22 protein-coding genes are annotated in these 22,673 nt (G+C 70.7%); 11 read left to right on the forward strand and 11 right to left on the reverse strand.

Translation table 11 applies throughout. The features are described from left to right. Positions 1 to 41 precede the first annotated feature (41 nt). From ACFQ6S_RS08735 to ACFQ6S_RS08745, 3 genes are all read right to left on the reverse strand, one after another. Entirely contained in the window at positions 42 to 1,274 is a 1,233-nt protein-coding gene (locus ACFQ6S_RS08735; RefSeq protein WP_383405207.1) for a cytochrome P450, read from the reverse strand. 116 nt (positions 1,275 to 1,390) lie between these two features. After that, a complete protein-coding gene (locus tag ACFQ6S_RS08740) occupies positions 1,391 to 2,161 on the reverse strand; it encodes a response regulator transcription factor (RefSeq protein ID WP_383405209.1) in 771 nt (256 codons plus the stop codon). A gap of 57 nt (positions 2,162 to 2,218) precedes the next feature. Beyond that, positions 2,219 to 2,869 (reverse strand): TetR/AcrR family transcriptional regulator, encoded by a 651-nt coding sequence (locus ACFQ6S_RS08745; RefSeq protein ID WP_383405211.1) that lies wholly within the window; start codon positions 2,867 to 2,869, stop codon positions 2,219 to 2,221. 186 nt (positions 2,870 to 3,055) lie between these two features. Here ACFQ6S_RS08745 and ACFQ6S_RS08750 point away from each other — a divergent pair, with 186 nt between their 5' ends. The 4 genes from ACFQ6S_RS08750 to ACFQ6S_RS08765 all read left to right on the forward strand — a co-directional run bounded on the left by ACFQ6S_RS08750 (position 3,056) and on the right by ACFQ6S_RS08765 (position 7,054). Continuing rightward, a complete protein-coding gene (locus ACFQ6S_RS08750; protein ID WP_383405213.1) occupies positions 3,056 to 4,246 on the forward strand; it encodes a histidine kinase in 1,191 nt (396 codons plus the stop codon). 147 nt (positions 4,247 to 4,393) lie between these two features. Continuing rightward, positions 4,394 to 5,080 (forward strand): response regulator, encoded by a 687-nt coding sequence (locus ACFQ6S_RS08755; RefSeq protein ID WP_383405215.1) that lies wholly within the window; start codon positions 4,394 to 4,396, stop codon positions 5,078 to 5,080. A 74-nt stretch (positions 5,081 to 5,154) separates the two neighbouring features. Then, positions 5,155 to 6,135 (forward strand): ATP-dependent DNA ligase, encoded by a 981-nt coding sequence (locus ACFQ6S_RS08760; protein ID WP_383405217.1) that lies wholly within the window; start codon positions 5,155 to 5,157, stop codon positions 6,133 to 6,135. 142 nt (positions 6,136 to 6,277) lie between these two features. Next, positions 6,278 to 7,054 (forward strand): NPP1 family protein, encoded by a 777-nt coding sequence (locus tag ACFQ6S_RS08765; protein WP_383405219.1) that lies wholly within the window; start codon positions 6,278 to 6,280, stop codon positions 7,052 to 7,054. Positions 7,055 to 7,071: 17 nt separating this feature from the next. Here ACFQ6S_RS08765 and ACFQ6S_RS08770 read toward each other — a convergent pair whose 3' ends face one another. Further along, on the reverse strand, positions 7,072 to 8,079 hold the full coding sequence (locus ACFQ6S_RS08770) for a DUF5937 family protein (protein ID WP_383405221.1): 1,008 nt from the start codon (positions 8,077 to 8,079) through the stop codon (positions 7,072 to 7,074). 107 nt (positions 8,080 to 8,186) lie between these two features. Here ACFQ6S_RS08770 and ACFQ6S_RS08775 point away from each other — a divergent pair, with 107 nt between their 5' ends. Next, positions 8,187 to 9,389 carry an MFS transporter gene (locus ACFQ6S_RS08775; RefSeq protein ID WP_383405223.1) on the forward strand — a complete coding sequence of 401 codons (1,203 nt, stop codon included), beginning with the start codon at positions 8,187 to 8,189 and terminating at the stop codon, positions 9,387 to 9,389. 17 nt (positions 9,390 to 9,406) lie between these two features. Then, complete coding sequence (gene hemC / locus ACFQ6S_RS08780; RefSeq protein WP_383405225.1) at positions 9,407 to 10,342, forward strand: hydroxymethylbilane synthase; 936 nt, start codon at positions 9,407 to 9,409, stop codon at positions 10,340 to 10,342. Positions 10,343 to 10,364: 22 nt separating this feature from the next. Here hemC and ACFQ6S_RS08785 read toward each other — a convergent pair whose 3' ends face one another. The 4 genes from ACFQ6S_RS08785 to ACFQ6S_RS08800 form a co-directional block, all read right to left on the reverse strand. Next, a complete protein-coding gene (locus ACFQ6S_RS08785) occupies positions 10,365 to 10,886 on the reverse strand; it encodes a hypothetical protein (RefSeq protein ID WP_383405227.1) in 522 nt (173 codons plus the stop codon). A gap of 188 nt (positions 10,887 to 11,074) precedes the next feature. Then, the gene (locus ACFQ6S_RS08790) at positions 11,075 to 11,935 is read right to left on the reverse strand and encodes an ABC transporter permease (protein ID WP_383405229.1); all 861 of its coding nucleotides are present in this window, start codon (positions 11,933 to 11,935) and stop codon (positions 11,075 to 11,077) included. Further along, a complete protein-coding gene (locus ACFQ6S_RS08795) occupies positions 11,895 to 12,743 on the reverse strand; it encodes an ABC transporter ATP-binding protein (RefSeq protein WP_383405231.1) in 849 nt (282 codons plus the stop codon). The genes ACFQ6S_RS08790 and ACFQ6S_RS08795 overlap by 41 nt, the downstream gene beginning before the upstream one ends. Beyond that, positions 12,740 to 13,195, reverse strand: coding sequence for a MarR family winged helix-turn-helix transcriptional regulator (locus ACFQ6S_RS08800; protein WP_383405233.1), 456 nt, complete (start codon positions 13,193 to 13,195; stop codon positions 12,740 to 12,742). The genes ACFQ6S_RS08795 and ACFQ6S_RS08800 overlap by 4 nt, the downstream gene beginning before the upstream one ends. Before the next feature lie 285 nt (positions 13,196 to 13,480). Between ACFQ6S_RS08800 and ACFQ6S_RS08805 the strand changes: the two genes are divergently transcribed. Then, positions 13,481 to 14,272, forward strand: a complete 792-nt coding sequence (locus ACFQ6S_RS08805; protein ID WP_383405235.1) for a SigB/SigF/SigG family RNA polymerase sigma factor — start codon at positions 13,481 to 13,483, stop codon at positions 14,270 to 14,272. A 16-nt stretch (positions 14,273 to 14,288) separates the two neighbouring features. On the opposite strand, the gene ACFQ6S_RS08810 is transcribed toward ACFQ6S_RS08805, so the two are convergent. Beyond that, a complete protein-coding gene (locus ACFQ6S_RS08810; RefSeq protein ID WP_383405237.1) occupies positions 14,289 to 14,630 on the reverse strand; it encodes an ANTAR domain-containing protein in 342 nt (113 codons plus the stop codon). A gap of 159 nt (positions 14,631 to 14,789) precedes the next feature. Here ACFQ6S_RS08810 and ACFQ6S_RS08815 point away from each other — a divergent pair, with 159 nt between their 5' ends. After that, positions 14,790 to 15,590 (forward strand): VOC family protein, encoded by an 801-nt coding sequence (locus tag ACFQ6S_RS08815; protein ID WP_383405239.1) that lies wholly within the window; start codon positions 14,790 to 14,792, stop codon positions 15,588 to 15,590. A 6-nt stretch (positions 15,591 to 15,596) separates the two neighbouring features. Here ACFQ6S_RS08815 and glgX read toward each other — a convergent pair whose 3' ends face one another. Together glgX and ACFQ6S_RS08825 are read right to left on the reverse strand one after the other, a co-directional pair. Continuing rightward, on the reverse strand, positions 15,597 to 17,741 hold the full coding sequence (glgX, locus tag ACFQ6S_RS08820; RefSeq protein WP_383405241.1) for a glycogen debranching protein GlgX: 2,145 nt from the start codon (positions 17,739 to 17,741) through the stop codon (positions 15,597 to 15,599). Further along, complete coding sequence (locus ACFQ6S_RS08825) at positions 17,738 to 18,250, reverse strand: pep a2 (protein WP_383405243.1); 513 nt, start codon at positions 18,248 to 18,250, stop codon at positions 17,738 to 17,740. Before ACFQ6S_RS08825 ends, glgX begins: the two co-directional genes overlap by 4 nt. A 296-nt stretch (positions 18,251 to 18,546) precedes the next feature. Here ACFQ6S_RS08825 and ACFQ6S_RS08830 point away from each other — a divergent pair, with 296 nt between their 5' ends. The 3 genes from ACFQ6S_RS08830 to treS all read left to right on the forward strand — a co-directional run bounded on the left by ACFQ6S_RS08830 (position 18,547) and on the right by treS (position 22,653). Beyond that, entirely contained in the window at positions 18,547 to 18,852 is a 306-nt protein-coding gene (locus ACFQ6S_RS08830) for a DUF5133 domain-containing protein (RefSeq protein WP_383405245.1), read from the forward strand. Positions 18,853 to 18,922: 70 nt separating this feature from the next. Continuing rightward, on the forward strand, positions 18,923 to 20,929 hold the full coding sequence (locus tag ACFQ6S_RS08835; protein WP_383405247.1) for an alpha-1,4-glucan--maltose-1-phosphate maltosyltransferase: 2,007 nt from the start codon (positions 18,923 to 18,925) through the stop codon (positions 20,927 to 20,929). Between the two features lie 5 nt (positions 20,930 to 20,934). Then, the gene (gene treS, locus ACFQ6S_RS08840) at positions 20,935 to 22,653 is read left to right on the forward strand and encodes a maltose alpha-D-glucosyltransferase (RefSeq protein WP_383405249.1); all 1,719 of its coding nucleotides are present in this window, start codon (positions 20,935 to 20,937) and stop codon (positions 22,651 to 22,653) included. Positions 22,654 to 22,673: the final 20 nt, after the last annotated feature.

Genomic DNA, 22,673 nt, shown 5'->3' on the forward strand with positions numbered 1-22,673 from the left:
CCCCTCCTAAGACTTGGGTGTTGCGGGGTGGTGGGGAGCGGTCACCAGGACACGGGCAGTGCGTGGACGCCGTAGATGAACGCGTCGGTCTTGAACCGGACGTCCTCCAGCGCACAGGCGAGTTTCAGCGTCGGGATGCGCCGGTAGAGGGTGCCGTAGACGACCTGCAGCTCCATCCGGGCCAGCGGCTGGCCCAGGCACTGGTGGACGCCGAAGCCGAAGGCGACGTGGCGGCGGGCGTCGCGGGTGAGGTCGAGGCGGTCGGGGTCGGTGAAGACCTCGGGGTCGCGGTTGCCGATCTCATTGACCATGATCACGCCTTCGCCGGCCTTGATCACGCGGCCCGCGATCTCGATGTCCTCGGTCACGGCCCGCCGTCGGCCGAGGTGCGTGATGTGCAGATAGCGCAGGAGTTCTTCGACGGCCCCGGCTACGAACCTCGGGTCGTCGGTCTCGCGCAGCAGGGCCAGTTGGCCGGGGTTCCGGAGCAGGGCCAGGGTGCCCAGCGCGATCATGTTCGCGGTGGTCTCGTGCCCGGCGATCAGCAGGAGCAGGGCCATCTCGGTCGCCTGCTGATGGGTCAGTTCGCCGGCGGTGATGCGCGCGGCGATGCCGGAGAGCAGGTCGTCCTTGGGATCGGCGAGACGCCTGCCCAGGAGGCCGGCGAGATAGCCCGCGACCTCACGGCTCGCCGCGCCCCGCTCCTCGGGCGTGGCGGTCGTTCGGACCATGGTCCTGGTGTTCTCCTGGAAGAACTCGTGCTCCTCGTACGGCACGCCCAGCAGCTCGCAGATGACCAGCGAGGGGATCGGCAGGGCGAACACGTCCACCAGGTCCACCGGGGCGGGTCCGGCCAGCATGTCGTCGATCAAACCGTCCACGATGCGCTGCACGGCCGGCCGCAGGGCCTCGACCTTCTTGACGGCGAACGGCGCCGTCACCATCCGGCGCAGCCGGGCGTGTTCGGGGTCGTCCATCATGATGAAGCTGAGCTTGCCCTCACCGCCCTCGGGGCTGGCCTTGGTGGGGTAGCCGGGCCGGTCGGTGTCGGCGCTGACGCGCGGGTCGCCCAGCAGGGCCCGCTGCTCGGCGTACCGGGTCACGAGCCAGGACTCACTGCCGTCCCACAGCCGCACCTTGGTCAGCGGGCCCTCTTCCTGGAGGTCCTTCAGCGCGGGCGGCGGGTCGAAGGGGCAGCGGGACTCCCTGGGCATGGGGAACTCGGGGACGTCGTCCCGTGGTTGGGGCGTGGCGTCGGTCAGGATCTCGGCCATGGCTCACCTCGGATGTGGGGGGCGGTGTCGATGAGCACATGCAAACAGAGGGGTCTGACGCCTTCCGGTCAGTTTCCTGACAGAAGACTGACGTGGCTCAGATCACAGGGCCGCTCTCAACTGCCGTCTCCGCCAGGCGAATTCGGGTCGGCCCGGCCCAGCCAGTACCCGAAGCCCCGCCGGGTGTGGATCAGCGCCGGCGCTTCCCGGTCGACCTTGCGGCGCAGCCGGGAGACGAGCTGCTCGATGGCGTTGTCGCCGCGATGGTCGCCCCAGACGTAGCGGCCGATCTGCTCCTTGGACAGCACCCGGTGCGCGTTGACCAGGAGATGGCGCAGCAGCCGGTACTCCGCGGGCGTGAGATCGAGCGCCCGCGTGCCACGGTGTGCGCGGCAGACGGTGTCGTCCAGCACGAGGTCGCCGTAGTGCAGCGGAGTGCTCCTGGGCGGGCCGGTGCGGGCGTCGCGCAGCAGGACCTGGATGCGGGCGAGGACCTCGGCCACCCGGAACGGCTTGGTGACGTAGTCCCGCTCCCCCGGGCCGAGTTCGGGCACGAGCCGCGGCAGGGAGTCGCACTCGGTGAGCAGGAGGACGGGCGGGCGGTGCGGAAGCCGGGGACGGTGCTCCCCGCCGAGGCTTGCCCGGTCGGGCACGTCGGTGTCGAAGACGACCAGGTCGAAGCTGCGCTTGGCGACCCGCGCGAGCGCCTCGGCGGCGGTGCCGGTGAGGCTGATCCGGTAGCCGGCCAACTCCAGAATGGTCGACAGGAGTTCGGCGAGGCCTGGGTCGCCGGCGACGACCAGGACATGCTGGCCGGCGCCGCGGGCGAGGGCGGGTCTGTCCGGGCTGACGTCGTCCGCGAGCGGGGTCGTCCGCCGGGGGCTCATGACCCGCCCCGTCCACCGAGCGTCGCTGTCACGGTCATGGCTCCTCGTGCGGTGGCGTCAGCGGGTGGGCGTGACAGGTGCCAGCCACATTCCCACGACGGCGTCGGTCAGGCCGGTGGCGGCGTCGTCCCAGGTGGAGCGCGGGGTGGTGGTGTGCTCGGCGAGGGCACGCTCGCGTTCGGCGGCCACGTGCACGATCAGGTGGCGGACCATCTCGCCGCGTTCCGCGCGGACCTCGGCCGGGAGGTCGGGCAGACAGTGGTTCAGTCCCTCGATGATCGTCTGGAGGGACGGGGCGGTGAGGGCCTCCTCGACCATGATCCGGTGCAGCGCGGGATCGGCGACGACCTGGGCGCAGAACCGCGCGTACCAGGTGGGGCTGCCGAGCGCGGCGAGGTGTTCGAGGGAGGGGCGGACCAGGCAGTCCACCCAGCCGCGCACCTCGTCCGGGTCGGCCACCTCTGCGACCAGGCGGGCGCGGATCTCCTCGATGCGGACGGCGTGGCGGCGGACGATGGCGCGGACCAGGTCGGTCTTGGTGCCGAAGTGGTAGCCGACGGCGGTGTTGTTGCCCTGTCCCGCGGCCTCGCTGACCTGGCGGTTGGACACCGCGTACACGCCGTGCTCGGCGAACAGCCGCTCGGCCGCGGTCAGCAGCAGCTCCCGCGTCGCGCCCGCCTGTTCCTCCCGCAGCGTCCTGCCTGCCATGATCACCACCGCACGGGACTTCGCACCGGCCGTCGACGGCCAGTCCCTCGAACCGCCGCGGCTTCACCTCCCTACAATCTAAGTCACTTGATTGAACGGATGTGAGCATGGTGGAGCGGGCTACACCCGCGCCCCTGGTGCCCGCACCCCCCGCGCGCGGGTCCCGGGACGCCTAGCGTGAAGGACATGCGGACGACGGTGCGGCAGGCCGGGCGCGCAACGGCCCATCTCCTGGTGGCCGCCGCGATGGCCTTCGGGATGTACCTGTTCATCACCGTGCTGCTGATCACCGCCGTCGGCACGCTCGCCGTGATCGGCGCCTGGCTGCTCCCCGAGACGGTGCTGCTCGTCCGGCGCATCGCCGGGGCCAAGCGGAGGCTGACCACCGCCTGGACGGGGCGGGAGATCCCCGAGGCGTACCGGAGCATCGACGGACCGCTCACCGAACGGCTGCGCACGGCCGTGCGCGACCCCGGCACCCGCACCGATCTGCGCTGGATGCTCGCCTACTACGGCTACGGCGCGCTGATCGTGCTCGCACTTCCGCTGTGGCCGCTCGGGCTCGTCGTGGACGGCGTGGGGTGCGGGCTGCTGCACCGGCGGGCCGTCGTGCTGCCCTGGATCGAGCGCCTGGCGGATCTGGAGGCCCGTTGGTCGACAGCGCTGCTCAGGCCGTCCCCGCGGGCGCTGCTTGCCGCGCGGGTCGAGCAGCTGACCGCGACCCGGGCCGATGCCGTCGCCGCGCACGGCGCCGAGCTGCGCCGAATCGAGCGGGACCTGCACGACGGCGCTCAGGCCCGGCTGGTGTCACTGTCCATGCGGATCGGGCTGGCCAAGCGCGCCTACGACCGTGATCCGGACGCCGCGCGCAAGCTGCTGGACGACGCCCAGGAGCAGGCCGAGGAGGCACTGGCCGAGCTGCGCGACGTGGTGCGCGGCATCCACCCGCCGATCCTGAGCGACCGGGGGCTGACGGGTGCGGTGCGGGCGCTGGCCGCCGGGTGGGGGTCGCCCCGCTCGGGCGAACCCGAGCGGGGCGGAGGACTGCGGGTGACCGTGGACGTGGACGGCCTGGCGGACGAGGGTCCGCGGGCGCCCGCCGCGGTGGAGGCGGCCGGCTACTTCGTGGTGGCCGAGGCACTCACCAACGTGGCCAAGCACAGCGGCTCGCCCACGGCCGCGGTCCGCCTCGTACGGACCATGCGCGGGCTGCGGGTCGTCGTGGGCGACGAGGGCCGGGGCGGGGTGGACGAGTCCGCCGGATCGGGCCTGCTCGGGGTGCGGCGACGGGTCGCGGCGCTCGACGGGACCGTCCGGGTGTCGAGTCCGGCCGGGGGACCGACCATGATCGAGGTGGAGCTGCCGTGTGTGTGGTGAGGACGGGCCCGCTCCCCCTGGGGGATGACCTTGCGCACGGCGGCGTACTGCGGTGCGAGTACCTGCTTGTCGGCGGATGCACGACGACAGGCCGAGCCGTTCCCTGGAAGCTGTAGCCGACCGCCCCGGAACCGGAAGAACCCGCACATGACCATCCGCGTACTGCTCGCCGACGACCAGGCCCTGCTGCGGGCCACCTTCCGGATCCTGATCGACTCCTGTGCGGACATGGAGGTGGTCGCCGAGGCCACCGACGGCACCGAGGCGGTCGACCTCGCCCGGACCCACCGCCCCGACCTGGTCCTGATGGACATCCGCATGCCCGGCACCGACGGACTGGCCGCCACCTCCGCGATCTGCGCGGACCCGGGCCTGGCGACGGTACGGGTGCTCATCCTGACCACGTTCGAGATCGACGAGTACGTGGCACAGGCACTGCGGGCCGGGGCGAGCGGCTTCCTCGGCAAGGACGTCACCGCGGACGTGCTGCTCGACGGCATCCGGACCGTGGCCGCCGGCGAGTCCCTGCTCTCCCCCACCGCGACCCGCACGCTGATCACCCGGTTCCTGGCCTCCCCCGCCGAGAGCTCCCAGTCCGCCGCTCCCGACGGCCTCGCCGCCCTGACCGCGCGCGAGCGGGAGGTCATGGCCTGGGCGGCCGAGGGGCACTCCAACGAGGAGATCGCCGAGAAGCTCTTCGTCAGCCCGCTGACCGTGCGCACCCATGTGCACCGCGCCATGACGAAGCTGGGCGCCCGCGACCGTGCCCAACTCGTGGTGATGGCCTATCAGTCGGGCCTGGTGCGAGCCGTGCCGCCGAACGCGGACCAGTGACGTACGGGCCGCCGATCAGGGGAAATCGGCGGCCGGGGTGCGTGAGGGAGGGCGGGGCCGTCGAGAACTGACCCGTGACCCTGCCACTGATCCCTCCGATGCTCGCCACGCCCGGCACCCTGCCGCCCGCCGCGCAGGACGCGCGCTGGGCGTACGAGACCAAACAGGACGGCCAGCGCGCGGTGGCCTATCTGGCAGGGGACGGCACGCTGCTGCTGCGGGCCCGTTCCGGCGAGGACATCACCGCCGCCTATCCCGAACTGCGGCCGCTCGGAGAGGCGCTCGGCGCCACGTCCGCCGTACTGGACGGGGAGATCCTGGCGCTGGACGAACAGGGGCGCGCGAACTTCCAGTTGCTGCAGTCCCGCATGGGACTGGTGCACGCCCCCGCGCGCGCCGCCAGGATGGCCGCGCGCACTCCTGTCCATCTGGTGCTGTTCGACGTGATGCACCTCGCGGGCCACTCGCTGCTCAAGGTCCCCTATTCCCGGCGCCGCGGCCGGCTGGAGGAGCTGGACCTCGACGGGCCGCACTGGTCGACGCCGGGCGCCCTGGTGGGACGTGGCGCACAGGCCCTGGAGGCCACCCGCGAGTACGGGCTCGAGGGCCTGGTGTGCAAGCGGCTGGACTCGCTGTACGAGCCCGGGGTGCGCTCCCGTGCCTGGATCAAGATCCGCCACATGCACAGCGAGGACGTGATCGTCGGCGGCTGGCTGCCCGGCAAGGGACGGATCGCGGGCCTGCCGGGCTCGCTGCTGGTCGGGCAGTTCTCGCCCGACGGACGGCTGCGGTACATCGGCGGCGTGGGCACCGGCTGGAGCGAGGCCGAGCGCACCGAGCTCGCCGGACTGCTGCGGGCCGGCGCGACGGACGGATGTCCCTTCGATCCCGTGCCCCATGTGGCGGGCGCCCACTGGGTGCAGCCCCGGCTGGTGGGCGAGGTGCGCTACAGCGTCCGTACCCGGTCCGGGCTGCTGCGTCAGCCGTCGTGGCAGCGGCTGCGCCCGGACCTGATGCCGGAGGACTCGGCGGCCCACCTGCCGGACGACGCCTGACTCACAGGTTCGGCGGCAATTATTGCGCTGCCCTTCACCACTGGTACGCCCGTGGCCCTTGGCGCGTAAGTGAAATCCCGGGATCCTGAACTCCCCTTCCCCCCACAGCCGTTGGGCTGCATCAGGACCCCGAGGAGACGCTGTGTCGTCACAGACGTTCCGCAGGCACCGCAACAGATGGCTCACCGGTCTGGCCGGTGCCGCCGCGCTCGTCATCGCCTTCCCCAGCATCGCCCTCGCCGCTCCGCCCGGGGCGCTGCCGGCCAACGCCGAGGCGGGCGAGAACACCTACCAGCCCGCCTACGACTACGACACCGACGGCTGCTACTCCACGCCCGCCATCGGCCCGGACGGCACCCTCAACGGCGGCCTCAACCCGACCGGCGCTCTCAACGGCAGCTGCCGTGACGCCTCGGACCTGAACAACACCAACGGGTACTCGCGCTACAAGTGCAACAACGGCTGGTGCGCCTACCTGTACGCCCTGTACTTCGAGAAGGACCAGGCGGTCGCGGGCAGCAGCATCGGCGGGCACCGGCACGACTGGGAGCACGTCGTGGTGTGGGTGCAGAACAACGCGGTGCAGTACGTCTCGACGTCCAACCACGGTTCGTTCACGGTCCACGCCGCTTCCTCGGTGCGCTTCGACGGCACGCACCCGAAGATCGTCTACCACAAGGACGGCATCAGCACGCACTGTTTCCGGCTGGCCAACTCCAATGACGAGCCGCCGGAGAACCACGAGGGCACCTGGCAGTACCCGCCGCTGGTCGGCTGGAACGGCTACCCGTCGGGTATCCGGGACAAGCTGGTCGCGGCCAACTGGGGCAGCGCCAACTTCGGCCTGAAGGACGGCAACTTCGCGTCCCACCTGTCGTCGGCGAAGCCGTCGGGCATCTCGTTCGACCCGAACGCCTGACACCGCGGGCGGTCGACTCAAGCGGTCCCTGGGCCGGCGTCCCCCTCGACGAGGGCGTCGCCCAGGGCCGTTCGCGCGTACAGGACGTAGTGGCCCTGCCGCCGGGACTCCAGCAGGCCGGTCTCCCGCAGCACCGAGAGGTGTGCCGACACACTCGACAGGGCCAGTCCGTGCCGTCGGGCCAGCTCCGTCGTCGAGGAGGGCGCGGTGAGTCCTGCGAGGACGGCGGCGCGCTGGTGTCCGAGCAGCCGGCCGAGTGCCTGCGGCGGGCGCGGCTCCGGCGCCGTGTGGAGGCGGCCCATGCCCCGGGCCGGATAGATGACCGTTGGCTGCCAGGGCCGGGCGAATCCGCTCACCACGTCCGGCCACACGAACACACTCGGCATGAGCAGCACGCCTCTGCCGTCCGGACGTTGCGCGTCCGCCACATCGGCGTACCGGCGCAGGGTGAGGGTGCGGTCGGCCCAGTCGACCGTCGGGTGCAGACCGGTCAGCAGCGCGTCGAGGCCGCCGTCTGCCGCTCTGCGCGAGCGCTGTGCGATGTCCGCCTCGAGTACGGCCCGGTGGCGCGGCCAGTCCGGGGCGAGCAGGGCGTGCCAGGCCCGTTCGGTGAGGTCGGCCAGGCGCCGGACGGTGGCGGCCGGGTCGTCGAGCGCGGCGCGCCCCCGGGGTGAATCGATGAGACCGGGGGTGCAGGCCAGGGAACGGGTCATCTCCGCGTGCGCCAGGGCGGGGTCGGTGGCGCGCATACGGGCCAGTTCGTCGTCGAAGGCCGGATACGGCACCTCGGGGGGTGCGCCGAGGAAGTCCGGCGTGTAGCCGCCCGGGGGCGCGACGAACAGCCACAGGAGTGCCAGGTCGAGGCCGTCGACCGTACGGCGGACCCGGCGCAGCCAGCTTCGGTGGTAGCCGTGCCGTCGGGGCCTACGGAGCATCCGCAGCGCCTCGTGGGTCTGGCACAGCGGCGAGATCGCGAACCGGCAGCGGGTGAGGTCGTCGGTGCCGAGGTGCAGGGCGAGCGGCATGGCGACCCCCGTCGTAAGCGTCGATTCGTCCTGGACCGAAAGAGTGGAGACCGCCGGCGGTGGCCCGGCACGCTGGCCCCGACTCCCCCTGGCGGAAAGGCGGTTGGATGGTCAGCGTACGTCCGGCACCCTGGCGGCGTGCCGCCGTCGTCGCGGCGCTGATGCTGGCGGCGTTCACCTTCAACACCACCGAGAACCTGCCCGTCGGGCTGCTCGCGTTCATGGCGGACGATCTGCGGGTGTCGCTCACCGCGGTGGGCGCTCTGGTCACCGGCTACGGCCTGACCGTGGCCGTGGCGTCGCTGCCCCTGGCCCACCTCACCCGCTCGGTGCCGCGCCGGTATCTGCTCACGGCGATTCTGGGGCTGCTCGCCCTGGCGAGTTGGGTGTCGGCGCTGGGCGGGGTGTCGTACGGGGTGCTGCTGGCGGCGCGCGTGGCGACCGCGCTGGGGCAGGCGGTGTTCTGGTCGGTGATGGGGCCCGTCGCGGTCGGCCTCTTCCCGCCCGAGCGCCGGGGGCGGGTCATCGGGCTGCTGTCCGTCGGGGGTTCCCTGGCCACGGTGGCCGGGGTTCCGGCCGGGACGTGGCTGGGCGGGCACACGGACTGGCGGACGCCCTTCGCGCTGCTCGGGGTGCTCGCGCTGCTCTCGCTCGTGACCGTCGGCATCCTGCTGCCGTCGTCCCGCCCGCAGGACGGCCACTCCGCGTACGGCGCCGCCCCCGACCGGCGCGGGTTTCGCGTCGTGCTGGCCGTCACCGTCCTGTCGGTGACCGGTGCCTTCGCCGGGTTCACGTACATCGTCGCCTTCCTCACCGAGGTGGGCGGATTCGGCGGCGACGCCGTCGGTGCGGTGCTGCTCGCGTTCGGCGGGGCGGCGCTGGCCGCGGTCACCGTGACCGGACCGCTCCTCGACCGCCATCCGCGTGCCACGCTGACCGTGCCGGTGGCGGCCCAGGCGGTGGCGCTGATCGGGCTGTGGGCGACGGGCCATGTCCCGGCGGCGACGATTGCGCTGATCATGGTGCTGGGCGCCTCGGTCGCGACCGCGTTCATGGCGACGCAGAGCCGGGTGCTCCAGGTGGCGCCGGGCCGCACCGAGACCGCCCTCGCGGCCAACTCGGCCGCCTACAACCTGGGCATCGCCGCAGGTGCGCTGCTCGGGGGCGCGTTGCTGCCCGCCGTCGGTGTGCGCGGCACCTTGCTGGCCGGAGGGCTGTTCACGGTGGCCGCGCTGATGGTACTCACCTCGCCGCCACGGGTGCGGGGCAGTACGGGAATCGGGCGGTGGCGTGCGAACGCGGGGTTGTGACGGTCTATCGTGTCCGCATGTCCGCGCCTGAACTGATCCGTATCGTCTCCCGCGACTCGCCGATGGCACTCGCCCAAGTGGAGCGCGTCCGCGCCGAGTTGGCGGTCCTGCACCCCGGTGTGCGCACCGAGGTCGTGCCGGTGAAGACGACCGGTGACAAATGGATGGGCGATCTCTCCCAGGTCGAGGGCAAGGGCGCGTTCACCAAGGAGGTCGACGCCGCCCTGCTGGCGGGCGAGGCCGATCTCGCCGTGCACTGCGTCAAGGACATCCCCGCCGACCGGCCGCTGCCCGCGGGGACGACGTTCGCCGCGTTCCTGAAGCGGGACGACATCAGGGACGCGCTGGTGCACCCGGACGGGCTCACGCTGGACCAGCTGCCCGCCGGGACGCGCATCGGCACCTCCTCGGTACGCCGGGTGGCCCAGCTGGCCGCCACACACCCGCAGCTGGAGTGCGTGCCGTTCCGCGGCAACGCCAACCGGCGGCTGCAGAAGCTCGCGGCCGGTGAGGCGGACGCGCTGCTGCTGGCGGTGGCCGGTCTGGAGCGCATCGACCGCACTGACGTGATCAGCGAGGTTCTCTCCCCCGAGGTGATGATGCCGCCGATCGGCGCGGGCATCCTCGCGCTCCAGTGCCGGGAGGGCGACACCGAGCTGATCGACGGCGTCAGCGGCCTCGGGGACCCGGACACCCATCGGGAGGCCACCGCCGAGCGCATGTTCCTGCACGTCCTGCAAGGGCACTGCAACAGCCCCATCGCCGGCTACGGACGCGTCGACCGCAGCGGCGAACTGTCGCTGCGGGCGTGTGTGTTCACCCCGGACGGCAAGACGCGCCTGAACGCCCACGAGTGGGCGGGCCGGCTCGACCCCGCGACCCTGGGTACGTCGGTAGCGGTCGCGCTGCTGCGCCAGGGCGCCCGCGAGATCATCGACGGCATCCCGCACTGAGCCGCCCGAGGGCGCTCACCCGTCAGGCGGTGCCCTCTTCGGCCTGCTCCCGCAGGAAGTTGCTGACCTGGTGCGCGAGGCCGTCGCGCAGGGTCGCCGAGTGGGTGCCCACGCAGTTCTCCTGGAGACCGAGACCGCCGCTCCACAGCCGGCGGTCGGACCACTCCTCCTCGACCCGCAGCTGGATCTGGATGTCGACCTGGCTCAGGCTCGCCTCCGGACCGGCGGCGTAGAGCACGGCCGTGGCCCGGCGCAGCGGGTAGACGTCGAAGCCCTCGATGAACTGCGAGTTGCGCCAGTCGATGAACGCCGCCTCGCCTTCGCGGCCGATCCGCACGTCCATCTGGCCGTCCTCGAGGTGGATGCCGAGATGCCGCTCACCGCGGTTCTCGACGGTGACGCGGACCCTGAAGTAGGTCAGACCCTCGGCGGCGTCGTCCCGTCCACGCGGCGGCTCGGCGGCTTCCAGGCGGTGGACGCGGACACGCAGACCGGCATGCTCGTCGTACTCGTGCCAGTCCCCGACCACGTTCGGCTCGTACACAATCCACCTCTCGACCCAGAGAGCTGCTTCCTATCTTTGTGCTCAGTGCACTGTCAAATGAGCAGAATGCGCTGTGGCCTGCCCATTCGCCCCCTTGATCACCGATCAAGCCGTGGGCAGGAAGAATCCGCTTCCGGGCCGCCCGGGGGCGTTCACCCACGTGCCGCACATCACGTTCCGCGCCAAGATCAGCGGGCCAGCCGGCCGAGCAGCGAGGAGGCCGCGGTGATACCGAGCGCGGCGGCCACGAGCAGGACGGCGAAGTCGAGCGCGAGGTGGGCGGGGGTGCCGAGGAGGAGCCCGCGCAGGGCGTCGACCTGGTAGCTGAGCGGGTTGGCCTTGCTGACCGCCTGGAGCCAGCCCGGCATCACGGACAACGGGTAGAGGGCGTTGGAGCCGAAGAACAGCGGCATCGTGATGGCCTGCCCGAATCCCATCAGCCGGTCGCGGCTGAGGACGATGCCGGCGATGGTCATCGACAGACAGGCGAAGAACGCGGAGCCGAGCACGACGACGGCGGCCACCCCGAGCAGCTTCAGCGGGTTCCAGGTCAGCGCGACGCCGAGCACCGCGGCGATGAGGATCACGACGACCGCCTGGATCAGGGACTTCACCCCGGCCGCGAACGCCTTGCCGGTGATGAGCGCCGAGCGCGGGGTGGGTGTGACGAGCAGCTTGTTGAGGATGCCGGCGTCGCGCTCCCAGATGATCTGGATGCCGTAGAAGATGGCGATGAACATCGCGGACTGGGCGATGATGCCGGGCGCCAGATAGTCGATGTAGGGGATGCCGTCTGTGGGGATCGCCTTGATGCGGGTGAAGGTCTGGCCGAAGATCAGCAGCCAGAGCGCGGGTTGGACCGCGCGGGTGTAGAGCTCGGTGCGGTCGTGGCGCAGCTTCTGGAGTTCGACGGCGCACATGGCCACGACGCGGGCGGGCAGCAGTCGCCAGCCGGCGCGCGGCTCGGGTGGCCGCAGCAGCAGGTCGATGCCTTCGGGGTGGGCCCCGTCAGCCGACACGGCGGGCGGTGCGGCGGGTGCTTCGGACATCGCGGAAGTCTCCTGAGCTCTCGTCGAGTCCGCTGCCGGCGATGTCCCGGAAGACGTCCTCCAGTGTGGGCAGCGGGTCGGTGGCGTCGGCCCCCTCGGCGCGCCTGCGGGCACCGAGCCCCTCCCTGAGCTCGGCCGGGGTGCCGAGGGCGCGGATGCGGCCGTGGTGCATGAGGCCGACCCGGTCGCAGTACTGGTCGGCCTCGTCCATGTAGTGGGTGGTGACCAGGACGGTCATGCCGGTGGCGGCGCGCACGGCGCCGATGTGCTCCCACACGCCGGTGCGGGCGATCGGGTCGAGGCCGATGGTCGGTTCGTCGAGGATCAGCAGCCGGGGCGCGCTGACCAGGGCCTGGGCGAGTTCGAGGCGGCGGACCATGCCGCCGGAGTAGGTGCCGGCGAGCCGGTCGGCGGCGCCGGTGAGGCCGACCGCGCCGAGGGCCTGGCCGACCCGTGCGGCGCGTTCGCGGCGGGGCACGTCGAAGACGCGGGCGAACAGGGCGACGTTCTCGCGTCCGGTGAGGCTCGCGTCGGCGGACAGCTGCTGCGGGACGTAGCCGAGCAGGCGGCGTACGGCCATCCGGTCGTCGGCGGCGTCGCGCCCGAAGACGCGGACCATGCCGGCGGGCACCGGCAGGAGGGTGGTGATGCAGCGGATCGCGGTGGTCTTTCCGGCGCCGTTGGGACCGAGCAGCCCGAAGACCTCGCCCTCCCGCACCGTCAGATCGAGTCCGTCCACCGCGTTGGTCTCGCCGAAGGCGTAGGCGAGCCCGGTGCAGGCCACGGCCTCGGCGGTGTGTCGTGTCATGGTCGCTCCGTCTCCTCGCGCAGGGTGCCGGCCAGTCTGCGCAGCGCCGGAACCGCCGCGAGCAGCGTCTCGCGGTCCGCCTCGTCCAGGCGGGACATCTGACGCCGTACGAGATCCGCGCGCCGTTTGCGCCACTCACCGAGCCGGGCATCGGCCGCAGGGGTGGGCAGCAGCCGGGCGGCGCGCCGGTCGGCCGGGTCCGTCTCGCGGACCAGATAGCCCTGCCGGGCCAGCTGGTTGACCAGCGTGGACACCGAATTGCCCGCCAGGTACAGCTCCTTGGCGGCCTCCGAGATCCGGATGCCGGGCCGCTCAGCGACCAGCCGCAACAGCTCCACCTCGGCGCTGCGCAGCGGCGGCGCGGGCATCTCCCGCCGCAGTCTGCGCCGGATCAGCCGCTGGACGCCGACGAGTGCGTCTGCCAGCTCTTCGGGAAAGGTCTCCTCTTCCACACCGACGACATTACCTCTGTAGCAGAGGTAATGAACCAAAGGAAAGGTCAAGGTCACACGCCCGGCGGCACGGACACGGACCGACAGTCATTCCTCGACAACACGTAGTCGCATTCACGAAATGCGTTTCATGTACCATAGGGGTGGGAATTTATTCCTATGTGCTTCGGACAGGAGGCACGTCCGTGGGAGCCGGCCCGCCCCCTGGGTGTCCTCCGTGAGGTCCGAGTCCGCGCCTCCCATGGTGTCTGTCCAGTCAGCACCTGCTTGAGGAGGTGCGCTCGGATGAGTGCCACCACCAGAACGAAGCAGCATCCCCACGACGACGCCCCTGACACCGCCGCGGCATTCGACCGGCTCGTGGATCTGCCCGACGGGCCGGACCGCAAGGCGCTGAGGGACGAAGTGGTCGAGGCCTGGCTCCCCATGGCCGAGCGGATAGCCGTACGGTTCAAGGGCCGTGGCGAGTCCCTGGAGGATCTGTACCAGGTGGCCGCCCTGGGCCTGGTGAAGGCCGTCGACCACTACGACCCGGCGCGCGGATACGCCTTCGAGGCGTACGGGGTCCCCACCATCACCGGCGAGATCAAGCGGCACTTCCGCGACCACATGTGGACGCTACACGTGCCGCGCCGGGTGCAGGACCTGCGCAACCGGGTGCGGAACTCGGTCAAGGAGCTGTCGCAGCAGACTCCGGGGCGGGCCCCCACCGTTGCCGAGATCGCCGAAAACGCGCAGCTGACCGAGGACGAGGTGCGCACCGGCATGGAGGCCCTGGAGTGCTTCTCCGCGCTGTCGCTGGAGGCGGAGATGCCCGGCACCGACGGTTATGCGCTGGGGGACGCGATCGGCGGTCCGGACCCGGGGTACGAGGTGGTCGTCGACCGTGTGTCCGCCTCGCCGTGTCTGCAACGGCTCCCGGAACGTGAGCGGACGATCCTCTACCTCCGCTTCTTCGTCGGGATGACCCAGAGCCGCATCGCGCGGCAGCTCGGCATCTCGCAGATGCATGTCTCCCGCTTGCTGAGCGGCTGTTTCGCCCAGTTGCGCGAGGAACTGCTCGCCGAAGCACGCTGACCCCCGGAAGGGTGAGTCACTCCTTGGCCGATCCCGGAATCTGCGTCGGGCCGTAGCGTTCGAGGGCCTCTTCGAGTTCGACGCGGATCTCGGCCGGCATCTCCCCCTCCCGGCCCCAGATGAGAATCAGTTCCGCCACATGGCGGAGCTTGATGTTGGTGTGCTGGGAGACCTCCTTCAGCACCGCCCACCCCTGGTCCGGGGCGACCCGGCCGAGGGCGACGATCATTCCGATCGCCTGGTCCACCACGGCGTGCGAGTACACCGCCCTCTTGAGCTGGTCGACTTCCGCCTCCAGCTCAACGATGCGTTCGGTCTCGTCGGCGGGCTCGCTCGGTACCGGTGCCACGGCACCCATCCTCGTCCCTTCACGGGTCGGGTGCCAGTGAGTGCGGGGCCGGACATCCACCGTTTCGGTGCACTGCCGGGGGTACTCGACAGGCCTATGAGCCCGTCGGGCCGGACACTGGGAGCAGACCGGTGGCCGCCGGTCGGGCGAGACCAGGACGCGACTGCCATGAACAATGCGAGAACCCCCGGGAGCACGGCCGATGTCGTGTCCACACACTCCGTGTTCGGCGCACCCTGCTGGGTGAGCCTGACCAGCCGTGATCTCGAGGCCACCCAGGCGTTCTACTCGGCCGTACTGGGGTGGCGCTGGCGGCCGGCCAAGCTGGGAGATCGCTTCCGGGTCGCGCTGGCGCACAACGTGCCGGTGGCCGGCATCGCCGCGGTCGCCACGATGTGGCAGATGGCCGTCGCCTGGACGCCGTACTTCGCCGTGCCCAGCGCGGACGACGCCGTGGCCCGAGTACAGGAACGCGGCGGCACCGCGGCCGTCGGACCGCTCTCCCTGCCGCCCGGCCGGGCGGCACTGCTCGCCGACCGGGACGGTGCGACGTTCGGCATCTGGGAGGGCGAGCTCATCTCCAACTGGGAGACCTGGCGCCGCGCCGCTCCCACCTTCATCCGCCTGCACACCCGTGACGCCTTCGACGCCGCCCTGTTCTACGGCGAGGTCTTCGACTGGGCGTCGGGCGAGGGGGGCTGCTGCGAGGTCCGCTACGAGGGCGGGGAGGTCGTGCTGCGCAGCGGCGGTGACATCGTGGCGCGTATCGAGTCGGGGGCCCTCGAGGCCGCGCCCGATCCCACGATCCGGCCGCACTGGCAGGTGCACTTCGCGGTCGCGGATGTGGCGGAGTGCGCGCGGACCGCGGAGCTGCACGGCGGGAGCGTGCTGTCCAAGGGGAGCGACGAGGCGGTGCTGCGGGACCAGGACGGGGCGCAGTTCACGGTGACTTCGCGTCGGGAGCGGTAGAGGGCGCTACTGAGTCGTCCGGGAGGGTCTCGAGAGGAGCAGCAGGCTGCGGCGTTCCACCAGGACGCCGGTGTTCGCCTTGTGTTCCGTCTCGTCCGGGGGGCCCTGTGGGTCGGCGGTGTCGATCAGGGTCGTCCAGCGGACGCCGTACGTGACGTCCGGGAGCCGGAACTCCACCGGTTCCCAGTAGCCGTTGAACAGCAGGAGGAAGGAGTCGTCCACGACGGGCCGCCCGCACCAGTCGGGTTCGGCGATGGCGTCGCCGTTGAGGAAGGCGGCGACGGCGTGGGCGTCGGAGCGGTCCCAGTCGTCGGCCGTCATCTCACGGCCGTCGGGGAGGAACCACACCAGGTCGGGCAGCGGCTGCTCGGGATGGGTCGGTGTCTCGCCCTGGAAGAAGCGGCGGCGGCGCAGGACGGGGTGGGCGGCGCGCAGGGCGATGACATAGCGGGTGAAGTCGCTGAGTGCGCGCTGGTCGTCGGTGAGCCGCCAGTCGATCCAGGAGACCTCGTTGTCCTGGCAGTAGGCGTTGTTGTTGCCGCCCTGGGTACGGCCGAGTTCGTCGCCGTGGCAGAGCATCGGGATGCCCTGCGACAGCAGGAGTGTGACGAGGAAGTTGCGCTGCTGCCGGGCGCGCAGTGCGAGCACGGCGGGGTCCCCGGTGTCGCCCTCGGCCCCGCAGTTCCAGGACCGGTTGTGGCTCTCGCCGTCCCGGTTGCCCTCGCCGTTGGCCTCGTTGTGCTTGTCGTTGTACGAGACGAGGTCGCGCAGGGTGAAGCCGTCGTGCGCGGTGACGAAGTTGACGCTGGCGCGCGGGCGCCGCCGGCTGTGTGCGTACAGGTCCGCGGAGCCGGTCAGCCGGGAGGCGAACTCGCCGAGCGAACCGGGCTCGGCCCGCCAGAAGTCCCGTACGGCGTCGCGGTACTTGCCGTTCCACTCCGACCACAGCGGCGGGAAGTTGCCCACCTGGTAGCCGCCTTCCCCCACGTCCCACGGCTCCGCGATGAGCTTGACGCGGCTGATCACCGGGTCCTGCTGGATCAGGTCGAAGAACGCCGAGAGCCGGTCCACCTCGTGGAACTGGCGGGCCAGCGTGGCCGCGAGGTCGAAGCGGAAACCGTCGACGTGCATCTCGGTGACCCAGTACCGCAGCGAGTCCATGATCAGCTGGAGCACGTAGGGGTGGCGCATCAGTAGGCTGTTGCCCGTGCCGGTGGTGTCGTAGTAGTGCGCCCAGTCGCCGTCCACCAGGCGGTAGTACGAGGCGTTGTCGATGCCCCGGAAGGAGAGGGTCGGGCCGCGCTCGTTGCCCTCGGCGGTGTGGTTGTACACCACGTCCAGGATCACTTCGAGGCCGGCCGCGTGCAGCGCCTTCACCATCGACTTGAACTCGTCGACCTGCTGGCCGCGGGTGCCGCGGGCGGCGTAGGCGTTGTGCGGCGCGAAGAAGCCGATCGTGTTGTAGCCCCAGTGGTTGGACAGGCCCCGGTCGAGCAGCACGCCGTCCTGGACGTACTGGTGCACCGGCATCAGCTCGACGGCGGTCACACCGAGCGAGGTGAGGTGCTCGACGATCGCGGGGTGCGCCAGTCCGGCGTAGGTGCCGCGCAGTTCGGACGGGATGTCGGGGTGATTGCGGGTCAGGCCGCGTACGTGAGCCTCGTAGATGACGGTGTCGGCGTACGGCCGCCTCGGCGGGCGGTCGTCACCCCAGTCGAAGTACGGCTCGGTCACCACGCCGAGCATGGTGTGCCCGGCGCTGTCCGCCGGCGAGGGGCCGCCCGGCGTGCGCTCGAACAGGGAGGCGTGGTTGTCCACCTGCCCGTCCACCGCCCGGCTGTACGGGTCGAGCAGCAGCTTCGCCGGATTGCACCGGTGGCCGAGGCCGGGGTCCCAGGGGCCGTGCACCCGGTAGCCGTAGCGCTGTCCCGGGCCCACTCCGGGCAGATAGCCGTGCCAAACGAAGCCGTCGACCTCGGTCAGCGGTACGACACCGGGCCGGCCCTTGTCGTCGACCAGAACCAGTTCGACGCGTTCGGCGACCTCGCTGAAAAGGGCGAAGTTGGTGCCCTGTCCGTCGTGCGCGGCTCCCAGCGGGTAGGGGTGCCCGCTCCACGCGGACACCCCTTTGCGGCTGCGGCGGCCGGTCACCGGGCCTCCTCCAGGACGCCGTCCCGGATGCCCGCCGCGTCGGCGACGGCCGTCACCGGCATCTCGCGGGGTACCCCTCGCGCCTCGCGCAGGCTGGGCGCGGGCGCCGCAGGGACGAGCGGGGCGCGTTCGGCGGCGCGGACACGCTGCGAGAACCAGATGACCTTGCTGCCGGACTCGGTGGCGCAGCAGCCCCAGCCGTCGCTCATCGCGGCGAGATGCTGAAGGCAGGTACGCAGCTCGTGGTCCGGGCGCAGGGCGCGGTCGTTGTCGCCGACGGCGGTGATGAGGTGCTGGCCGTTCCACCACATCTCGATCGAGGTGTTCTTGTCCGTCGCGTGCTCGTCGATGGCCCGCAACAGCATCTCCGCGCCTCGGCGGACGGGCTCGACAAGTGTCTCCAGGTCCCAGTACCGGAGGTGAGCGGCCAGAATTCGGCTGACCTGACCCACCCGTTCGGGGCTCACTTCCACGTCGAGGTGGTAGTAGCAGGGCACTGCGGTCTTCACCGTCGTTACCTCCTCACCGCGAAAGCTCCCGCTCTCCTCGCCCCTGCGGGACGGGCCCCGAACACGGAGCGTGAGCGCTGATCGCTTCTGAGTCACTTCAGGGTGAGGGCGGTACGCCATTCGTGCAACACGAGACACGAACAAGATGGTTGAAGATCCAACAGGACGTTGAGTGGTCAAGCGTGCACCATGTGTGAAGACCTCGATGCCCGTAACGGAACCCGTGCGTGTGCGCGCACGGGTTTCCGCCCGACGGTCGGGAAACGCGCCATCGAGCCCGGAAGGTGGACGGGGCCATGCTGCTGCCCGCCAAAGCCGAAGTCGCACGCCAGCTGCGGCGATACCGGGCCTGGGAACGAGCCATGCTCGCGGCCCCGGCCGACCTCACGGTGCGCGCCACCTTCGAGGACACCGGCTACACCCTCTGTGTGCTGATGGGAAAGCGCTGCGCCCGTGAGGCCGCGGACGCCGCCGAGCGTTATCTGCGCATCACTCCGGCCGCCTATCTCCGGGAGCAGGACGAACGGCCCCGCACGGCCAGCGTCTCCGCACGGCGGGGACCGCCGAGATCGCGGCGGCGGCGTTTTCCTGCCGGCAGGTAGCCGGCTTCCGGCACAGATCGCATCACCGGCCGGGCCTTGTGCCCGGCCTCGAGCACGGTGGAGGTGAACCATGGGCAGGACCAAGAGCAGGACCGGTGCCGGCACCGGAACCGTCGGCCGTATCCCGGTACGGGATGTACGACCGGCCGTGGAATGGGGCAGGCATCCGGCGAAGTCGGTCGTGGGTGAGACCTTCGAGGTCACCGCCACCGTGTTCCGCGAAGGCCATGACGCCGTGGCCGCCAATGTCGTGCTGACCGACCCCGCCGGCCGTCCCGGCCCGTGGACGCCGATGCACGAACTGGCCCCCGGCAGCGACCGCTGGGGCGCCAAGGTCACACCGTCCGCGGTGGGCCGCTGGACGTTCCATGTGGAGGCCTGGAGCGATCCGGTGGCCACCTGGCGCCACGCCGCCCGGATCAAGGTCCCCGCCGGGATCGACGTCGGGCTGGTCCTGGAGGCGGGCGGCGACCTGTACGAGCGCGCCGCCGCCGGTGTGCCCGACAAGACGGAGCGGGCGGCCCTGCTGGCCGCCTCGGAGGCGTTGCGGGACGACTCGCTGCCGCCCGTGTCACGGCTCGCGGCGGCGTTCGCGGCGAACGTGGACGCGGTGCTGGGGCGTTATCCGGTGCGGGATCTGGTCACGGCGTCGGATCCGCTGCCGCTGCTGGTCGAGCGTGAACGCGCCCTGTACGGCTCCTGGTACGAGTTCTTCCCCCGTTCCGAGGGCACCCCCGCCCGCCCGCACGGAACCTTCGAGACGGCCGCCCGGCGGCTGCCCGCCATCGCCGCGATGGGCTTCGACGTCGTCTACCTCCCCCCGATCCACCCCATCGGCACCACCTTCCGCAAGGGCCGCAACAACACCCTCTCCGCCGGCCCCGACGACGTCGGCGTGCCCTGGGCCATCGGCTCCCCCGAGGGCGGCCACGACGCCGTCCACCCCGACCTGGGCACCCTCGACGACTTCGACCGCTTCGTGACCAGGGCCGGCGAACTCGGCCTGGAGATCGCCCTGGACTTCGCCCTGCAGTGCTCCCCCGACCACCCCTGGGTCGACAAACACCCCGAGTGGTTCCACCACCGCCCCGACGGCACCATCGCCCACGCCGAGAACCCGCCGAAGAAGTACCAGGACATCTACCCCATCGCCTTCGACGCCGACCTCGACGGCCTGATCACCGAAACCAGCCGCGTCCTGCGGCACTGGATGGACCACGGCGTGCGGATCTTCCGGGTCGACAACCCGCACACCAAACCCGTCCTGTTCTGGCAGCACGTCATCGACGGCATCAACCGCACCGACCCCGACGTGATCTTCCTCGCCGAGGCCTTCACCCGCCCCGCGATGATGCACACCCTGGCCCAGACCGGCTTCCAGCAGTCCTACACCTACTTCACCTGGCGCAACACCAAACAGGAACTCACCGAATACCTCACCGAACTCTCCGGCGAGGCCGCCTCCTACATGCGCCCCAACTTCTTCGCCAACACCCCCGACATCCTGCACGCCTACCTGCAGACCGGCGGCCGCCCCGCCTTCGAGGTCCGCGCCGTACTCGCCGCCACCCTCTCCCCCACCTGGGGCATCTACAGCGGCTACGAACTCTGCGAGAACACCCCCCTGCGCCCCGGCAGCGAGGAATACCTCGACTCGGAGAAATACCAGATCCGCCCCCGCGACTGGGAAACCGCCGAACGCCAAAAACGCACCATCACACCCCTGCTCACCCGCCTCAACGCGATCCGAAGGTGCCACCCCGCCCTCCACCGGCTGCGGAACCTCCGCTTCCACCACACCGACAACGACGCCGTCATCGCGTACAGCAAGCGCACGGGCCCGGACACGGTTCTGGTGGTCGCCAACCTTGATCCGCACCACACCCAGGAAGCCACGGTCTCGTTGGACATGCCGCAACTCGGCCTGGACTGGGACGCCTCCCTTTCCGTGCACGACGAACTGACGGGTGAGGCCTACCGCTGGGGCAGGAGCAACTACGTACGCCTCGAGCCCGGGAGCGCGCCCGCGCACGTGTTCCACGTCCAGGCATCGCCACCGCAGATCGGAGGGTCTTGAGCGCCATGACCGTCAACGAGCCCGTTCAGGACACGTTCGAGGACACTCCTGCCAAGGATCGTGATCCCGACTGGTTCAAACGCGCCGTCTTCTACGAGGTCCTGGTCCGCTCCTTCCAGGACAGCAACGGCGACGGCGTCGGCGACCTCAAAGGCCTCACCGCCAAACTCGACTACCTGCAATGGCTCGGCGTCGACTGCCTGTGGCTGCCGCCCTTCTTCAAATCGCCCCTCCGCGACGGCGGCTACGACGTCTCCGACTACACCTCCGTGCTGCCCGAATTCGGGGACCTCGCCGACTTCGTCGAATTCGTCGACGCCGCCCACCAGCGGGGCATGCGGGTCATCATCGACTTCGTCATGAACCACACCAGCGACCAGCACCCGTGGTTCCAGGAGTCCAGAAAGGACCCCGACGGCCCCTACGGCGACTACTACATGTGGGCCGACGACGACAAGGCCTACGCCGACGCCCGCATCATCTTCGTCGACACCGAGCCTTCCAACTGGACGTACGACCCGGTCCGCGGACAGTACTTCTTCCACCGCTTCTTCTCCCACCAGCCGGATCTGAACTACGAGAACCCGGCCGTGCAGGAGGAGATCCTGGCCGCCCTCCGCTTCTGGCTCGACCTCGGCATCGACGGCTTCCGGCTCGACGCCGTGCCCTATCTCTATGCCGAGGAGGGCACGAACTGCGAGAACCTCCCCGCGACGCACGAGTTTCTGAGGCGGGTCCGCCGCGACATCGACGCGATGTATCCGGACACGGTGCTGCTGGCCGAAGCGAACCAATGGCCCGAAGACGTGGTCGACTACTTCGGCGACTACTCCGATGGCGGCGACGAGTGCCACATGGCGTTCCACTTCCCCGTCATGCCGCGCATCTTCATGGCCGTACGGCGGGAATCCCGCTATCCCGTCTCCGAAATCCTCGCGAAGACCCCGGCCATTCCCTCCGGCTGCCAGTGGGGCATCTTCCTGCGCAACCACGACGAGCTGACCCTGGAGATGGTCACCGACGAGGAACGCGACTACATGTGGGCGGAATACGCCAAGGACCCCCGCATGCGCGCCAACATCGGTATCCGCAGGCGCCTCGCACCGCTCCTCGACAACGACCGCCACTCGATCGAACTCTTCACCGCCCTGCTGCTGTCGCTCCCCGGCTCGCCGATTCTCTATTACGGCGACGAGATCGGCATGGGCGACAACATCTGGCTCGGCGACCGCGACGCCGTCCGCACCCCGATGCAGTGGACCCCGGACCGCAACGCCGGATTCTCCACCTGCGACCCCGGGCGGCTCTGTCTGCCGACCATCATGGACCCGGTCTACGGCTACCAGGTGACGAACGTCGAGGCGTCGATGGCCTCGCCGTCCTCTCTCCTGCACTGGACCCGCCGAATGATCGAGATCCGCAAGCAGAACCCGGCGTTCGGACTCGGCTCGTACACCGAACTGCAGTCGTCGAATCCGGCGGTCCTCGCCTTCCTGCGCGAGTACGAGGACGACCTGGTGCTGTGTGTGCACAACTTCGCGCGCTTCGCGCAGCCCACCGAGCTCGACCTGCGCGAGTTCAACGGGCGCCACCCGGTCGAGCTGTTCGGCGGCGTGCGTTTCCCGGCCATCGGCGAACTGCCGTATCTGCTGACCCTCGGGGGCCACGGCTTCTACTGGTTCCGGCTCACCCGAGTCGCATCCCGCATCGGCAGACGACTTTGAGCGTGAGCTTCGAGCGTGTG

Source organism: Streptomyces sp. NPDC056479, from assembly GCF_042795335.1.
GTDB lineage: Bacteria > Actinomycetota > Actinomycetes > Streptomycetales > Streptomycetaceae > Streptomyces.

Coding starts and splice junctions, on each gene's coding strand:
- ACFQ6S_RS08810 (WP_383405237.1), bottom strand. CDS start 14,630: ATGGGTGCCGTGGCACCGGTACCGAGCGAGCCCGCCGACGAGACCGAA.
- ACFQ6S_RS08735 (WP_383405207.1), bottom strand. CDS start 1,274: ATGGCCGAGATCCTGACCGACGCCACGCCCCAACCACGGGACGACGTC.
- ACFQ6S_RS08805 (WP_383405235.1), top strand. CDS start 13,481: ATGAGTGCCACCACCAGAACGAAGCAGCATCCCCACGACGACGCCCCT.
- ACFQ6S_RS08795 (WP_383405231.1), bottom strand. CDS start 12,743: ATGACACGACACACCGCCGAGGCCGTGGCCTGCACCGGGCTCGCCTAC.
- ACFQ6S_RS08815 (WP_383405239.1), top strand. CDS start 14,790: ATGAACAATGCGAGAACCCCCGGGAGCACGGCCGATGTCGTGTCCACA.
- ACFQ6S_RS08775 (WP_383405223.1), top strand. CDS start 8,187: ATGGTCAGCGTACGTCCGGCACCCTGGCGGCGTGCCGCCGTCGTCGCG.
- ACFQ6S_RS08835 (WP_383405247.1), top strand. CDS start 18,923: ATGGGCAGGACCAAGAGCAGGACCGGTGCCGGCACCGGAACCGTCGGC.
- ACFQ6S_RS08740 (WP_383405209.1), bottom strand. CDS start 2,161: ATGAGCCCCCGGCGGACGACCCCGCTCGCGGACGACGTCAGCCCGGAC.
- ACFQ6S_RS08745 (WP_383405211.1), bottom strand. CDS start 2,869: ATGGCAGGCAGGACGCTGCGGGAGGAACAGGCGGGCGCGACGCGGGAG.
- ACFQ6S_RS08770 (WP_383405221.1), bottom strand. CDS start 8,079: ATGCCGCTCGCCCTGCACCTCGGCACCGACGACCTCACCCGCTGCCGG.
- ACFQ6S_RS08790 (WP_383405229.1), bottom strand. CDS start 11,935: ATGTCCGAAGCACCCGCCGCACCGCCCGCCGTGTCGGCTGACGGGGCC.
- ACFQ6S_RS08750 (WP_383405213.1), top strand. CDS start 3,056: ATGCGGACGACGGTGCGGCAGGCCGGGCGCGCAACGGCCCATCTCCTG.
- ACFQ6S_RS08830 (WP_383405245.1), top strand. CDS start 18,547: ATGCTGCTGCCCGCCAAAGCCGAAGTCGCACGCCAGCTGCGGCGATAC.
- hemC (WP_383405225.1), top strand. CDS start 9,407: ATGTCCGCGCCTGAACTGATCCGTATCGTCTCCCGCGACTCGCCGATG.
- ACFQ6S_RS08755 (WP_383405215.1), top strand. CDS start 4,394: ATGACCATCCGCGTACTGCTCGCCGACGACCAGGCCCTGCTGCGGGCC.
- treS (WP_383405249.1), top strand. CDS start 20,935: ATGACCGTCAACGAGCCCGTTCAGGACACGTTCGAGGACACTCCTGCC.